This is a genomic window from Plantibacter sp. MCCC 1A11337 (genome assembly GCF_013349365.1).
Taxonomy (GTDB): domain Bacteria; phylum Actinomycetota; class Actinomycetes; order Actinomycetales; family Microbacteriaceae; genus Plantibacter; species Plantibacter flavus_A.
In genome coordinates, this window is the sequence record NZ_JABJWX010000002.1 from 192,357 (window position 1) to 206,677 (window position 14,321).

Sequence of the window (14,321 nt, forward strand, 5' to 3'; positions counted from 1 at the left end):
ATCTTCGGGCGAATGTGTGTTCGTTCGCCCATGTTTGGGCGAACGAAGCACGGTCAGTCGATGCCGATGTCCTCGCCGACGACGGTGATCTGGGCCGGGACGGGCCAAGGGTGGTCGCCGACGGGTGCGAGACGGACGAGCTCGGTGACTCGGGGCGCCGGCGCACCCGCGGAACCGATGAGCCAGCCGCCCACGAGGAAGGTGGTGCCGGGGACCGACCAGACGGCGATGCCGGTCACGCCGAAGTCGCCGTAGGCGCCGTCGGAGAACCGCACCGTGACGAGGTCGCCATGTGCGAGCTCGGCGAGCTGAGCGGCGACGGCACCGGGGTCAGGGTCGACGGGGTCCAGCTCGGGGATCGTCTCGAGCACCTGGAGCGGCTTCGTCGGCTTGCCGTTCTGGTCGAGCGCCGTACCGGCCAGGAGGAGCCCGCCGATGATCGGCGAGCGGCGGGCCCGGCCGACGAGGTCGAACACGCCGTAGCGGGGCACGCTCAGACGCGCTTGCAGTGAAGCAGCGTCCTCGGCCGACTCGATGGCGGCCGTGAGGCCTTTGATGTCGCGGCGAGCAGGAGCGCTGAGGTCGTAGTTCACCCATCAACTCTCCCATGTCCACTCTGACAGCGGACAGACACTCTCAAGCAACAAGTTCTATCAATTATGAACAGTCCGTTATGGAACCGTGACCAGTGTGCGTTGACCTGTCCCGGGGACACCCGGCATGCTGAACAACACTTGGCCGCTGATACTGGCGCCGCCGCCCAGGACGACCCGCATGCAGCGGACTGCTCCTCACAAGGATGTGAGTATGACGACTTCACAATTGGTTGCAAATTCAAACAAGCCGAGGCGGATGCCGGACGGGATGTTCGCGTTCGTCCTGGTCCTCCCCGGACTCGCGCTGCTCGTCGCGGTCGTCGCCTATCCGCTGCTGACCGCTCTCGTCACGGCGTTCTTCAAGCAGAGCCTGGTGGTGCCCGGCCGCGAGTTCGTCGGATTCCAGAACATCATCGATGTGCTGCAGGGTGACTTCCTCAAGTTGCTCGGGCAGACGATGGTCTTCACGCTCGGCACGACGATCGCCCCCTTCGTCATCGGTTTCGCATTGGCCCTCGCGCTCAACACCCGCATCCGCGGTGCCAAGGTGATGCGCGGACTCATGCTGATCCCTTGGCTCGTTCCCGGCGTCGTCGTGTCGTTCCTCTGGATGTGGATCTTCAACGCGAACTACGGAGTGGCGAACGCCATCCTCGGTCTGTTCGGAATCGACGCGCAGGCGTGGCTGGCACAACCCCAGACGGCCATGTTCGCGGTGATCGTTGCGAAGACCTGGCAGTCCTTCCCCTGGATCATGGTCATGCTGCTCGCCGGCCTGCAGACCGTGCCACAGGAACTCCATGAGGCGGCCGAGATGGACGGCGCCGGGACCATCCGACGCTTCTTCTCGATCACGGTCCCGCAGCTGAAGGGCATCATCGGCCTCGTCCTGCTGCTCGAGTTCATCTGGAACTTCCAGCACTTCGACATCATCTACGTCCTGACAGGCGGCGGCCCGGCTGGGAGCACCCAGACCTTCGCCACCGCCGTCTACGAGACCGCCTTCCGCGGCTTCGACCTCGGCCACGCGGGCGCCCTCGGGCTGCTCTGGCTCATCCTCCTGATGGCGCTCGTCGTCGTCTACGTCCGATTCTCGGAGAAAGGCGAGCAGAAATGAGCGTCTCCACCGCCCCGCCGGCACCGCAGGACACCACGCCGGACCCGCAACCGCCGTTCGTCGCGACCGAGCTCGGCACGTTGCGACGCCGTCCGTCGCTCTTCCGCTCGGAGAGCCGGGCGGTCCGGATCAGCGCTTGGGTCGCGGTGATCGTCTGCGGCGGCTTCGGGCTGCTGCCGGTGTACTGGTTGCTGGCCACCTCGCTGACCCCACGCGCCCAGGTCTTCTCGTACCCACCGAAGCTCTTCCCCACGGAGATCAGCTTCGAGGCCTACACCGCCCTCGCATCGAACCCGGACCTGTTCGGTTACCTGCGGAACAGCATCATCGTGTCCGTCATCACCGCCCTGCTGTCCGTGATCGTCTCGGCCTACATGGGCTACTCGTTCTCGAAGTTCCGCTACCGCGGGCGTCGATCACTCATGTACTTCGTGCTCGCCTCGCAGATGTTCCCGCAGGCGTTGCTGCTGATCACCCTGTACTCGGTGTTCAGCGCCTACGGGCTCCTCAACACCTATGCAGCGCTGGTGCTGTCGTTCACGACGTTCACCCTGCCGCTGTGCGTCTGGATGTTGAAGGGGTTCTTCGACACGATCCCGGACGAACTCATCGAGGCGGCCCGCGTCGACGGGGCCTCCCGCCTGCGGATCATCCACTCCATCGTTCTCCCGTTGTCCGCACCCGGCCTGGTCGCCGCGGGCCTGTTCGCCTTCGTCCGCGGGTGGAACGACTTCATCTTCGCGCTCACGCTCGCGGGACCCGACAAGCAGACACTCCCGCCCGGCCTCGTGAACACCTTCGTCGGTGAGGCGGCCACGGCTTGGCCCGAGCTCATGGCCGCGTCCCTCGTCGTCTCCCTACCCGTGGCGATCGCGTTCATGGCCCTGCAGCGTCATCTCGTCGGCGGACTGACCGCCGGCGCCGTGAAGGGCTGAGCGCAGTACACCGGACCGGCCCGCCGCCGGCCTCCCCATAATCCGTCCCACCAACCCAGACACGTCCCGCCAGGATCACGCTCGAGGAGGAGCCATGTCCCACCGCACCCCGTCCTTCGCCACCGCCGCACAGCAGACCGTCATCACCCGCCGCCGTGCCCTGCAGTTCCTCGGCATCGGCGTCGCCGCAGCCACCCTCGCCGGATGTGCACCCACCGGTGCCGCACCCGGGGCTGGATCCATCCCGAAGGCGACCGCCGGCGGCACCGCGACCGACTTCGACTTCGCGAGCTGGTCGCTCACCGAGAAGGCTTCGGCACCCGCCATCCAGAGCCTCCTGCAGAAGTACGAGGGCAAGGCCAAGATCGACGTCGGTGAGGTGTCCTTCCCCTACAACGAGTACATCAACCAGCTCATGCTGCAGGTGCGCGGCGGGCAGTTCTCCGGTGTCGCCCACGTCGACGTCGCTTGGCTCGGCTCGCTGGCGAGCCTCGGCAAGCTGCAGGACGTCTCCGGGCTGACCGAGGGACGCGGATACACGAAGGCAGGGCTCACGGCCGCGACATTCGACGGCGTGCAGTACGGCCTCCCGTGGACGATCGGCGCGATCGGCCTCGTCACCAACCAGGCGATCCTCGACCAGGCCGGCATCGGCGAGTTCCCCACGACGATCGACGAGTTCGAGGGGTCGCTCAAGCAGCTCAAGGGTCTCGGCAACGGCATGATCCCCTACGCCGCGTCGACGAAGGCCGCGCAGCTGAAGGACATCCTCATCTGGATGCAGACCTTCGGCAGCCCGCTGGTCGACGGGGACACCGTCACGATCGGCGACGACGCGAGCATCGAGGCGGTCACCTGGTACAAGAGCCTGTACGACCAGGGCCTCATCGCCGCCGACGTCGACCGCTTCGACGCACGCTCACTGTTCGCGCAGGGGCGCACCGCGATCTACGACGACGCGATCGTCGGACGGAGCGCCGTGACCGGCGAATCACCCGACCCCGACTTCGCGAGCAAGCTGCAGCCGGTCTCCCGGCCGGTCCTCAAGCAGGGTGACACGCCGCGTGCGCTCGTCTGGGGTGGGGCGCTCGCCGTGGTCGACGGTCCGGCCGCCGGCACCGCAGCGGACTTCGCCCAGTGGGTGACGTCCGACCCGGAGACCGTGCTCGAGGACTTCGCAGCCCGTGGTCTGCCGCCGGCGACCGAGGACGCGCTCAACTCCGACGCCGTGAAGAACGACTCGTTCGCCACGAACTTCAGTGACCGCATCACCAAGACGAGCTCGACGAACCCGTTCTGGAAGTTCGTGCAGTACTCGCAGATCGAGACGAAGATCGCGGAGAAGGTGCAGGCGGTCCTCGTCGGGCAGGAGAAGCCCGCTGAAGCCATGAAGTCCGCGGGCGAAGCCGCTCAGAAGCTCGTCGGCTGAGCCGCGGATCGACGATCGGACGCTTGTGACCGGCAGCGGGGGAACCATGCGACGCAGCTCATCGAACACCGTCCGCGCGCTCGCCGCGGCCGCGCTCACGGTCCTCGCGCTGGGGGTGACGGCGCCGGCGGTCGCAGCCCCCGGAGGACCGGTGCGTGGTGACGTGGGCGGGAATGCGGTGACCGACACGGTCGAGACCGTGCCCGTCACCGTCGACACGTCGAACCAGGCCGGCTGGTGGCGACCGCTCGACGTCGTCGACGGTGTCTCCTACTTCGCCTTCAACGCGCCGGCGTCCACCGCGTCCAAGCACGAGGTGCACCTGGCCTCGCGGGGCGCGGACGGGACGTGGACCGAAGGGTGCCTGCGCTCGACGGCCGGAGGTGCCTGCGTGACCTTCACCGACGACAACGGCCACAACCAGCCCTCGATCGTGGTCGACGGCGACGGCGTCATCCACGCCTTCGTGTCGATGCACAACGAGCAGTGGAACGTGTTCCGCTCCTCAGTGCCCGGCGACGTCACCTCGCTCGTGGAGGCGACGTCGTCCATGCCCGACCTCGACGCGGCGATCACCTATCCGGTGACGGCGCGCGGGCCGGACGGCGACGCCTGGGTGCTCGTGCGCGTCGGGACGGACGCGCAGGGGCGACGAGAGGGGCGGCTCTACCGGTACGACCTCGACACCGGTGTCTGGGAACGCGAAGCAGTGGTCGCCGCAGCGACCGGCTACTCCTTCTATCCCGACGACCTCGAGGTGGACGCCGACGGCCGCGTCCACGTGCTGTGGGAATGGGGCCCGTTCCCGGCGGACCCGGCGCGGCACCTCGGGTCGTACGCGACGTACGACCCGTCCGACGGTTCCTTCGCCGACGTCACAGGGACCGCGCTCACCGGACCGATCACCCCGACCACCCCTGGATCCGTCGTCTGGCGCCCCTTCGGTGCCGGCGAGGCCATCGGCAGCTACACGCCGGCGTTGCAGACCGCGAAGCTCGCCCTCGACGGCACGGCGCTCGCGGGGATCGTCTACCGGTTCGTCGGAGCCGACGAGACCGCATACGACGTGCGATACACCTCGTGGGACGGCGGTGCCTGGAACGACGAGTCGCTCATCGACGCCTCCGCGCTCGGTTCCGGCGTCTCGACCGTCGCCGCGATCGACGCGACGAGCGCCGGCGGAGTCGACCGCGTCTACGCGGTCCTCGCCGTGCAGGTCTGCGGCGAGAACCGCAGCCAGGTGGTCCGGCTGGAGCGCGAGACGGTCGGCACCCCGTGGACGGCCCGCACGGTCGGCACCGATCGACTCGGCCAGCAACGGCTGCGGGCGGAGACCGTCGACGGCACGGATGTGCTCTACCTGAGTGCGCCACTCAGCGAGACCACTCGCGGCACCGTCCGGTACGCGGCGATCCCGCGAGCGGCGTCGGCCGAGACCGGCGGGACCTCGCTCCAGGACATCGTGTCGGGCCTTCGTGGCGAAGCATCCGGCACGAACGTGGCACTCGGTGCGACCGTCAGCGTGTCGTCGTCGCTGCGAGCCGACACCGGCGGTGCGCTCGCCGTCGACGGCGTGTGCACGGACGCGAGTCGCTGGATCTCCGCGGTCGGCGACACGGCACCCACGATCACGGCCGCCTGGCAGGCCCCGACGGCGCTCGCCGAGGTCAGAGTCAAGAGCGGCTACGCCGGGGGAGTCTCGACCGATTCGGTGCTCCGTGACTTCACCGTCGAGGTCCGGACGGGCGGTGCCTGGGTCGAGGTCGGACGGTTCGACGACAACACCGCCGGTACCGTCACCGCGACCGTGGACGGACTGGTCGTCGACGCGGTGCGCCTGCTCATCACCGACCCCTCCGCCTCGGCGACCGACGTCGCGCGGGTTTTCGAGATCGAGGCGATCGCGGCACCCGCCACCGAATCCGCGAGGAACGACGATGTCCCGAGATAGCGTTGTGCTCAGTCGGGACCGCAACGGTCCCGAGCGGCCGGGATCCACCCGGTCAGCAGTGAGGAGCAGCACCATGTCGGACGCCGCTTTCGGCTCTCAGCGATCGGCACCGGTACCGCGCCGCTCGCGCACGGGCATGGTGGCGCTCGCCGTCCCGAACCTGGACGAACCGTACTTCGCGGAGCTCACGACGCTCCTCGTCCGCGGCGCCGACGAGCGTGGACTGTCGATCCTCATCCAGCACACCGAGGGCGACCACGACCGCGAGGTCGACATCGCCAACGGGGTGGGCCTGCCGCTCACGGACGGACTCATCCACATCCCCCGCTCGCTGACGGTCGGCGACCTGACGCGGCGGACCTCCCCGGGGCCGCTGGTGCTCCTCGGCGAGCACATCCAGGTGAGCCCGTTCACGCACATCTCGATCGACAACCGGGCGGCCGCCGACGCCGCGACGACCCACCTCGCCGAGGTCGGCTGCTCCCGCATCGCGTTCATCGGGCCCAGGGACGAACGTCCGTCCGACGCAGCGGATCAGCGGTACGCCGGGTACCGGGACGTGGTCGCGCGGCTCGGCCTCGCGCAGGAGCCGTCGCTCATCGGGCACGTCGACGCGTTCACCCCCGAGGAGGGACGACGCGTGATGCGTCGGATGACCGCCGAGGGCGTCGAGCTCGACGGTGTCGTCTGCTCCAACGACTCGATCGCCTTCGGCGTGCTCGCGGCCCTCCAGGAAGCCGGCCGGCGGGTTCCCGAGGAGGTCGCGGTGATCGGCATCGACGACGTCCACGCCGCCCAGTTCTCGACCCCGTCGCTCACCACGGTCGCCCCCGACTACGACGCGATCGTGCGCGCGGCCTTCACCGAGCTCGAACGTCAGATCGCCGCCCCGCCCGGTGCCGACACGCCGGTCCGGCACGTGGTCGTCGACGCGCGGATCGTCGCGCGGAACAGCACGGCGCGCTGAGGTCCATGAGCGGGAGGACAGGCCGGCGCTCCGCTGTGCCGGGGTGCTGGAAGCGGCGCGGTCAGTCGTCCATGCGGTCGTCGTCGACCGAAGCGGAAGCGACCGGCGCGAGCCAGACCTCGCCGAACTGCGCGCGGAGCGTGGTCTCGACGTCCTCGGTCACGTCGTCATCCATGACGAGGTGGTCCACCTCGCGGAGGTCGACGATCGTCGTCAGTCCGACGGCACCCCACTTCGAGTGGTCGGCGAGGACCACGGAGCGACGCCCGGCGCCGACGAACGCCCGGTTGGTCTCGGCCTCGAGGAGGTTCGAGGTCGTCAGTCCCGCCTGCAGGTCGATCCCGCGGACGCCGAGGAAGACGACGTCGCAGTGCAGGGACTCGATCGCCCGCACGGCGACCGGACCGACGAGGGCGTCCGAGGGGGTACGGACGCCGCCGGTCAACACGACCGTCTGGGTGTACGGCTCGTCGGCGCGGTCGGGCCGCGCGAACACGTCTGCCACCGGGAGGGAGTTCGTGACGATGGTGAGCTCCGGGATGGCGCGCAGCTCCTGCGCGAGGGTCCAGGTGGTGGTGCCGCCGGACAGGCCGACCGACATGCCGGGCTCGACGAGGACGGCCGCGCGACGGGCGATGGCGCGCTTCTCGGCCAGCAGTCGGCGTGCCTGGTTGGGGAAGCCGAGCTCGACACGGTCGGGCAGCCGGGGCGTGGTGGCGCCACCACGGACGCGGTCGACGAGGCCCTCCGTGGCGAGTTGCTCGATGTCGCGCCGCACGGTCATCTCGCTGACGCCGAGCGCGGTCGCGAGGTCGACGACGCTCGCCGCACCGTTGCGGCGCACCTCCGACATGATCTGCGATCTGCGTTCCGCACCGAGCACAGCGTCCTCCTTCGACCCGGTTGCCAGTCTGTCACGAGCGCGTGCCGGGCTGAGGCACCGGCGATCCACGACGACGAGACGGAGGCGGATGACGCATGCGTGAGGTACGACATCGGGACTGGTTCGGCGATGTGGTTCGCGACGGCACCTACGGCTACGACCTCGAGGCGCTCCTGGCCGTCGAACCGGTCGTGCCGCCGGCCGGATTCGAGGAGCTGTGGCGCGGGTGGTACGCGGCGGCACATGAGGTGTCTCCGGATCCGATCTTGACCCCGATCGGCCGGCAGGGCGCGCACGAGGTCTTCGTCGTCGAGCACACGGTCGCCGACGGCCTCCGTCTGCGCGGATGGCTCGCGATGCCGGCGGGCGGGCCTGCACGCTTCGGGATGGTGCATGGACACGGGTACGGCGGGCGGGAGGCGCCCGACTGGTCTCGCGTCCCGGACGACGCTGCCGTCATCTTCCCGATCGCCCGCGGCCAGGGCGTCTTCAACGCGGGACTCGGAGCGCCGACACCGGAGGACGGGCATGTCCTGTTCGGCATCGACAGCGTCGAGCGCTACGCGCTCGGCCGGTGTGCCGTCGACCTTTGGCACGCGGCGTCGGCGCTGCTCGACGTCGTCGGACCGCTCCCGCTCTACTTCGTCGGTGAGAGCTTCGGCGGCGGGATCGGTGCGCTCGCCCTGCCATGGGACGACCGCTTCGTCGGAGCGACGCTCGTGGTGCCGAGCTTCGGTCAGTACGACCTGCGTCTGCGCCTGCCGTGCGAGGGGAGCGGAGAACGGGTTCGACACCACGTCGCCGAGCATCCGGAGGCGCGTGAGGTCCTGCGGTTCTTCGACGCGTCGACGGCCGCGGGGTTCGTCCACGTGCCGGTGCGGGTGGAGGCCGCGCTCTGGGACGGACACGTGCCACCACCCGGGCAGTTCGCCGTCGCCAACGCTCTCGAGGACGTCGAGCTGAGCGTCCTCCCCGCCGGGCACACCGAGTACCCGGGGCTCGATGCCGTGCTGGCGGAGTCGTATGCGGCGACGAGGGCGCACGCGCTCCGGTCGGTCGCGCGGGCAGTGGGAGGAGCTGCAGGCGCGAGGTGAGAGGGTGGATGGATGATCGCTGCCCTCACGCTCCCCGTCGCCCTCTCCACACCGGGGCAGGAACTGCTGCTGCGCCGGGCCGACCTGGCCGACCTCGACGCGCTGATGGTGCTCCTCGCCGACGACCCGATCAGTGCGTCCCGCGGTGACCTGGCGAACGAGAGCGATCTCCCCGCCTACGAGCGTGCGCTCGCGGACCTCATCGGCGACCCGGCGAACGAGATCCTGCTGGTCGTCGACGCGGCGGAGGCCGTCATCGCGACGATGCAGCTGACGCGCATCCCCGGGATGGCTCGCCGCGGCTCAACCCGACTGCTCGTCGAAGCCGTGCGGGTCTCCTCCGCGCTGCGATCCGGCGGCGTCGGAACGGCGATGATGCGCTGGGTGACGGACGTCGCCGCTCCGGCGACCGGCTCCTCGATCGTGCAGTTGACCTCCGACGAGGCCAGGGTGGACGCCCACCGCTTCTACGAGCGCCTCGGTTTCGTCGGTTCACACCGCGGCTTCAAGTACGCCGTGACGGCCGTGAGCTGACATGGAGTTCGTCCGCGCACTCGCCCGTTGGCTCCTCGGAGCTGTCCTCACCTTCGCCGGCGTCGGCCACCTCACCTTCGCGCGGCAGTCGTTCGTCGCCCAGGTGCCGCAGTGGCTGCCACTGCCGGTCGACGTGGTCGTCGTGGCGTCGGGAGTCGTCGAGATACTCCTCGGCCTCTCGCTCATCCTGCTCGCCCGGTATCGCATAGCCGTCGGCTGGATCGTCGCAGCGTTCTTCGTAGCGGTGTTCCCCGGCAACATCGAGCAGTTCGTCCGCGGTACCGACGCCTTCGGGCTCGACAGCGATGTCGCGCGCGGTGTCCGACTGGTGTTCCAACCGCTCCTCGTCGTCTGGGCGCTCTGGTCGACGGGAGCGTGGCGAGCGTGGCGGACCAGCCGCCGCCGGTCGTCGTCGACCGAGTCCGGCCTCGGAGCCGCCTAGTCATCCGGCCCCACCGGGTGTCAAGGGGCCTGAGGTTCCAGGCCTGATCAGGCAGGGTTGATGCATGCGATGCATTACATACGCGGGTGAGAACGTTGTGACGACCGATGAGGTCGCGGGCCTCCTGGTGGAGCTGACCGCCGAGCTCGCCAAGCGAGGTCGGGCCGAAGCGGTCACGATTCCGATCGTCGTGGAGTCCGATGACGAGGACGCATCCGCCCAACTCGTGATCGGTCTCGGCAACGACGTGCTCTCAGTGCCGCACGACTGGGACCGCGACGTGCCGGACTTCAGCGAGGCCGAATCGCGTCTGCAGGGCTATCTCGACGACCTCCGCCCGTCCACGACGGCGTACGAGCCACGCGACTCCCTCGAGACCTCGGACGTGCTCGAGGACCCCGACCTCGACCTGCGCGACTTCTCCCGCTGACTCGTACCCGCACGACAATGCCGGCGTCGACCCATCTGGTCGACGCCGGCGTCCGCTCGGGTCGCTCAGCGCGGGAGCGGCAGCTTGGCCGTCTCGCGGGCCCGCAGCACGACGATCAGCGTGATGAGCGCGGCCGCCATCACGTAGAACGCGGGGGCGAACCGGTTGCCGGTCGATGCGATCAGGAATGTCGCGAAGTACGGCGTGATCCCGCCGAACACGGCGACCGACAGGTTGTACGCGATCGCCATCGAGCCGTAACGGATGCTGGTCGGGAACAGCTCGGCCATCGCAGCACTCGACGCACCGTCGTAGGCGGCCATGAAGACGCCGAGGATCACCATCGCGACGGCCGCAGCGGCGAAGTTGCCCGCGCTCATGAGCATGAGCGTCGGGTACGTCAACACCAGGAACCCGGCGCAACCGGCGATCATCACCGGCTTCCGCCCGATGCGGTCGCTCAGCAGGCCCATGAACGGCACGAGGATGGCGATCGCGAGCAGCCCGAGCACGGTGACCGCGTAGCTGAGCGGCTGCGAGTAGCCGAGATCGGTCTGGAGGTACGACGGCATGAAGGTCTGCAGGATCCAGTGGCCGACGGCCTTGATGACGACGAAGCCGACGCAGAAGAGCAGCGCCTTCCAGGACGTCCGCAGCGAGGTCCGCAACGGTGACTTCGAGACGGCCCCCTTCGCTTGGATCGCCTGGAACTCGGGGGTGTCCTCGAGCTTGTTCCGCAGGTAGAGGCCCGCGAGGCCGAGCGGCAGGGCGAGGAAGAAGAGCGCGCGCCAACCCCACTCGTTGAGGGCGTCCGTGCCGAGCGTCGAGGTGAAGAGGAGCACGAGGCCCGCACCGACCACGAAGGCCGCGAAGCCGAACACGTCGATGAAGCTCGTCACGAAGCCGCGCCGGTTTGACGGGGCGTACTCGGCGAGGAGTGTGGTGGCACCCGAGCTCTCGCCACCGGCGGCGAAGCCCTGCACGAGTCGTACGATCACGAGCAGGATCGGCGCCCAGAGGCCGATGAGGTCGAATGTCGGCAGGAGACCCATGACGACCGTCGCCCCGGAGGTCACGAGGATCACCGTCGCGAGGACCGTCTTGCGCCCGATGCGGTCTCCGAGCGAGCCCCAGAAGAGGCCACCGAGCGGACGCATCACGAAGCCGGCCCCGAACACCGCGAATGCGGAGAGGAGAGCCGCCTGGGTGTTGCCCTGCTGGAAGAAGTTGAGGCTGATGACGGTCGCGAGCGTGCCGTAGAGGCCGAAGTCGAACCATTCGACGAAGTGACCTGCCCCGGCCGCCCAGATCACCTTCCGCATACGGCGTGATCGCTCCGCGTCGTCGTAGGGGGTCTGTGCGCTGTGCGCGGCGGCTTCGGCCAGGGCTGCAGCCTGGGTCCTGCTCTCGTCCATCGGTCCTCACATCGTTGTCGGGGTGCTTCGAGGTTCACCTGCCGAAGAATCTTACCCACTGAATGGGAAAGTCGTACCGCTGAATGGTAGCGTGGCACTCGCCCGGTGGTCGCCACCTGTTCGACGGCCTCCAGGATCACGCATCACGAAGGAGTGTCATCCATGCAGCACCGCACCCAGACCGCAGACGTCGTCGTCATCGGCGGTGGCCTCGCGGGCGTGTCAGCAGCCGTCGCCGCCGCCCGCCTCGGTTCGCGGGTCTCGCTCGTCACCAATCGCCCGGTACTCGGTGGGAACTCGTCGAGCGAGGTTCGGGTGTGGGTGGTCGGAGCGACCGCGCACGGCCACCAGCGGTTCGCACGGGAGACCGGGATCATGGGGGAGCTCTTCCTCGAGAACCAGTACCGCAATCCGGAGGGTAACCCGTTCTACTGGGACCAGACCGTCCTCGACCTCGTGCGCGCCGAGCCGAACCTGCAGCTGCACCTCAACACCGACGTCCGCATCGTCACGATGGAGAAGCCGGCGGACGGTGAGGAGTCGCCGTCGCCGCGGATCGCGTCCGTCACCGGATGGACGATGGGCAGCGAGATCGAGACCGAGTTCGTCGCCCCCGTCTTCATCGACTGCACGGGAGACGGGCTGGTGGGGCATCTCGCCGGTGCCACCTCCCGCATCGGGCGCGAGGGTCGCGCCGAGCTCGGCGAGCCGTGGGCGCCCGAGGTGGCGGACGACGAGCTCCTCGGCAGTTCGATCTTCTTCTACACCAAGGACGCCGGACGCCCCGAGCGGTTCGTCGCTCCCGACATCGCGCGCGACATCCGCGACACCCCGATCCTCACCAACCGGATCATCCGGACCGGCGACAACGGCTGCAACTACTGGTGGATCGAGTGGGGCGGCGAGCTCGACACCGTCGCCGAGAACGAGCAGATCCGAGACGAGCTGTGGAGCGTCGTCTTCGGGATCTGGGACTACATCAAGAACTCCGGCGAGTTCGACGCCGACACCCTCACGCTCGAGTGGGTCGGATCCATCCCGGGGAAGCGCGAGTACCGCCGGCTCCTCGGCGACCACACCCTCACGCAGAACGACCTGCTCGACCAGGTCGACTTCGAGGACACCGTGGCCTTCGGAGGTTGGTCGATCGACCTGCACCCCGTGGAGGGCGTCTACGCCGAGACCGCCGGTGCGCAGCAGCGGTTCAGCAACGGCACCTACGGCATCCCCTTCCGCAGCCTGTACTCGCGGGACGTCGACAACCTGCTGTTCGCCGGACGCAACATCTCCGCCTCCCATGTCGCGTTCGGGTCCACCCGCGTCATGGCGACCTGCGCCACGCAGGGTCAGGCGGCGGGGACGGCTGCGGCGCTCATCGCCCGCGACAGGCTGACGCCGCGGGAGCTCGCCGGGCAGGCGCTCCCGCTCCTGCAGCGCACGCTCCTCCGCGAGGACGCCCCGGTCATCGGCATCACCACGGACGACCCCGACGATCTGGCCGGGCGGGCGACGGTCTCCGCGTCGAGCGCGCTCGACGCGATCTCCACGCTGGAGCACCTCGGCTCCGGCGAGCGGTTCACCCTCGACCGCGACGTCGCGATCCTCGTACCCGTCGCTCCGTCACTCGACCAGATCACCCTGCTCGTCGACGCTGCACGCGACACGACCCTCGGCGTCGAACTGTGGAGCACCGGCAAACGCCAGAACGCCGTCCCGGTCGAGCACCTCCTCGACGGAGCCGCGGAGATCGCCGCCGGGGTCGGCGTGTCGGCCACCGTCCGCTTCGGATGGACGCCGGAGATCGAGCAGAACGCGGTGCTCGTCGTCCGTGCCAACCCGGACGTCAGCCTGCTCCTCACGGAAGGCCACCCCTACGGGCTCCTCGTGCTGACCGCCAAGCATGCTTCGGACGAGGTGTTCGACGACCACATCCCCGAGGAGCAGGACCAGGCGATCCTGGACTGGAACGCGCGGAAGCTGCGCGGCCGGAGCGTCGCGCTGACCGTCGGTGGAGACACCACGGCGTACCGCCCGGAGCGGATCGTCGACGGCTACCAGCGACCGTACGGGGGACCGCACCTGTGGTCCTCGGAGCGACTCGCTGACAACCGCGATCTGGTCGCCGAGCCCGAGGTCCTCACACTGCACTGGGACGAGCCCGTCGATGTCGCGTCCGTGCGGATCGTGTTCAACGACGACGTCGACGTGGACCTCATCAACCTGCACCACCACCGCACCGACTTCGAGGCGGTCCCCGAGCTCGTCGCCGACTACCGACTCGAGGGGAGACCCGCGGGTGCGGCTGAAGGGACGTGGACGGTGTTGGCCGAGGTCGAGGGGAACCGCCACCGCCACCGGATCCACGACGTCGAGCCCGTGCGGGTCGACGCCCTCCGTGTCGTCGTCACGGCTACGAACGGCTCGCCCTACGTGAGTGTCGTGAGTGTGAAGGTCTTCGAACAGCCGAGCGGGCGCACCACCCGGCCGCGCCGAGCCCGACCGCTACGCTGAACACGGCCTCCGAGGCC

General features: G+C 69.1%; 13 protein-coding genes. 10 read left to right on the forward strand and 3 right to left on the reverse strand.

Annotated features, from left to right (window positions below):
* Positions 1-53: 53 nt before the first annotated feature.
* Positions 54-593 (reverse strand): hypothetical protein, encoded by a 540-nt coding sequence (locus HOW07_RS08240; RefSeq protein ID WP_064293998.1) that lies wholly within the window; start codon positions 591-593, stop codon positions 54-56.
* 214 nt (positions 594-807) lie between these two features.
* Here HOW07_RS08240 and HOW07_RS08245 point away from each other — a divergent pair, with 214 nt between their 5' ends.
* The 5 genes from HOW07_RS08245 (at position 808) to HOW07_RS08265 (ending at position 6,995) form a co-directional block, all read left to right on the forward strand.
* Complete coding sequence (locus HOW07_RS08245) at positions 808-1,713, forward strand: carbohydrate ABC transporter permease (RefSeq protein WP_079000409.1); 906 nt, start codon at positions 808-810, stop codon at positions 1,711-1,713.
* Positions 1,710-2,648, forward strand: a complete 939-nt coding sequence (locus HOW07_RS08250; RefSeq protein WP_083397394.1) for a carbohydrate ABC transporter permease — start codon at positions 1,710-1,712, stop codon at positions 2,646-2,648. Before HOW07_RS08245 ends, HOW07_RS08250 begins: the two co-directional genes overlap by 4 nt.
* Positions 2,649-2,742: 94 nt before the next feature.
* Positions 2,743-4,077 carry an extracellular solute-binding protein gene (locus HOW07_RS08255; RefSeq protein WP_064293996.1) on the forward strand — a complete coding sequence of 445 codons (1,335 nt, stop codon included), beginning with the start codon at positions 2,743-2,745 and terminating at the stop codon, positions 4,075-4,077.
* Between the two features lie 46 nt (positions 4,078-4,123).
* Positions 4,124-6,028, forward strand: coding sequence for a BNR-4 repeat-containing protein (locus HOW07_RS08260; RefSeq protein ID WP_175116623.1), 1,905 nt, complete (start codon positions 4,124-4,126; stop codon positions 6,026-6,028).
* Between the two features lie 73 nt (positions 6,029-6,101).
* Positions 6,102-6,995: a LacI family DNA-binding transcriptional regulator gene (locus HOW07_RS08265; protein ID WP_121292846.1), complete on the forward strand. Its 894-nt coding sequence runs from the start codon at positions 6,102-6,104 to the stop codon at positions 6,993-6,995.
* A gap of 61 nt (positions 6,996-7,056) precedes the next feature.
* Here the strand turns inward: HOW07_RS08265 and HOW07_RS08270 are convergent, their stop codons facing one another.
* The gene (locus HOW07_RS08270) at positions 7,057-7,878 is read right to left on the reverse strand and encodes a DeoR/GlpR family DNA-binding transcription regulator (RefSeq protein ID WP_064293993.1); all 822 of its coding nucleotides are present in this window, start codon (positions 7,876-7,878) and stop codon (positions 7,057-7,059) included.
* Between the two features lie 95 nt (positions 7,879-7,973).
* Between HOW07_RS08270 and HOW07_RS08275 the strand changes: the two genes are divergently transcribed.
* From HOW07_RS08275 to HOW07_RS08290, 4 genes are all read left to right on the forward strand, one after another.
* A complete protein-coding gene (locus HOW07_RS08275) occupies positions 7,974-8,972 on the forward strand; it encodes an acetylxylan esterase (protein ID WP_175116624.1) in 999 nt (332 codons plus the stop codon).
* A gap of 12 nt (positions 8,973-8,984) precedes the next feature.
* On the forward strand, positions 8,985-9,506 hold the full coding sequence (locus tag HOW07_RS08280; protein WP_121292850.1) for a GNAT family N-acetyltransferase: 522 nt from the start codon (positions 8,985-8,987) through the stop codon (positions 9,504-9,506).
* Between the two features lies 1 nt (position 9,507).
* Complete coding sequence (locus HOW07_RS08285; RefSeq protein ID WP_175116625.1) at positions 9,508-9,948, forward strand: hypothetical protein; 441 nt, start codon at positions 9,508-9,510, stop codon at positions 9,946-9,948.
* Positions 9,949-10,012: 64 nt separating this feature from the next.
* On the forward strand, positions 10,013-10,378 hold the full coding sequence (locus tag HOW07_RS08290; RefSeq protein ID WP_147427163.1) for a hypothetical protein: 366 nt from the start codon (positions 10,013-10,015) through the stop codon (positions 10,376-10,378).
* 65 nt (positions 10,379-10,443) lie between these two features.
* Here HOW07_RS08290 and HOW07_RS08295 read toward each other — a convergent pair whose 3' ends face one another.
* Positions 10,444-11,793, reverse strand: a complete 1,350-nt coding sequence (locus HOW07_RS08295) for an MFS transporter (protein WP_079000422.1) — start codon at positions 11,791-11,793, stop codon at positions 10,444-10,446.
* Positions 11,794-11,955: 162 nt separating this feature from the next.
* On the opposite strand from HOW07_RS08295, the gene HOW07_RS08300 reads away from it, so the two are divergent.
* On the forward strand, positions 11,956-14,304 hold the full coding sequence (locus tag HOW07_RS08300) for an FAD-dependent oxidoreductase (protein WP_175116626.1): 2,349 nt from the start codon (positions 11,956-11,958) through the stop codon (positions 14,302-14,304).
* Positions 14,305-14,321 lie beyond the last annotated feature (17 nt).

What these genes read in the sequence shown, in the direction of transcription:
- HOW07_RS08245 (WP_079000409.1), top strand. Translation starts at nt 808, where the DNA reads ATGACGACTTCACAATTGGTTGCAAATTCAAACAAGCCGAGGCGGATG.
- HOW07_RS08250 (WP_083397394.1), top strand. Translation starts at nt 1,710, where the DNA reads ATGAGCGTCTCCACCGCCCCGCCGGCACCGCAGGACACCACGCCGGAC.
- HOW07_RS08255 (WP_064293996.1), top strand. Translation starts at nt 2,743, where the DNA reads ATGTCCCACCGCACCCCGTCCTTCGCCACCGCCGCACAGCAGACCGTC.
- HOW07_RS08260 (WP_175116623.1), top strand. Translation starts at nt 4,124, where the DNA reads ATGCGACGCAGCTCATCGAACACCGTCCGCGCGCTCGCCGCGGCCGCG.
- HOW07_RS08265 (WP_121292846.1), top strand. Translation starts at nt 6,102, where the DNA reads ATGTCGGACGCCGCTTTCGGCTCTCAGCGATCGGCACCGGTACCGCGC.
- HOW07_RS08275 (WP_175116624.1), top strand. Translation starts at nt 7,974, where the DNA reads ATGCGTGAGGTACGACATCGGGACTGGTTCGGCGATGTGGTTCGCGAC.
- HOW07_RS08280 (WP_121292850.1), top strand. Translation starts at nt 8,985, where the DNA reads ATGATCGCTGCCCTCACGCTCCCCGTCGCCCTCTCCACACCGGGGCAG.
- HOW07_RS08285 (WP_175116625.1), top strand. Translation starts at nt 9,508, where the DNA reads ATGGAGTTCGTCCGCGCACTCGCCCGTTGGCTCCTCGGAGCTGTCCTC.
- HOW07_RS08290 (WP_147427163.1), top strand. Translation starts at nt 10,013, where the DNA reads ATGCGATGCATTACATACGCGGGTGAGAACGTTGTGACGACCGATGAG.
- HOW07_RS08295 (WP_079000422.1), bottom strand. Translation starts at nt 11,793, where the DNA reads ATGGACGAGAGCAGGACCCAGGCTGCAGCCCTGGCCGAAGCCGCCGCG.
- HOW07_RS08300 (WP_175116626.1), top strand. Translation starts at nt 11,956, where the DNA reads ATGCAGCACCGCACCCAGACCGCAGACGTCGTCGTCATCGGCGGTGGC.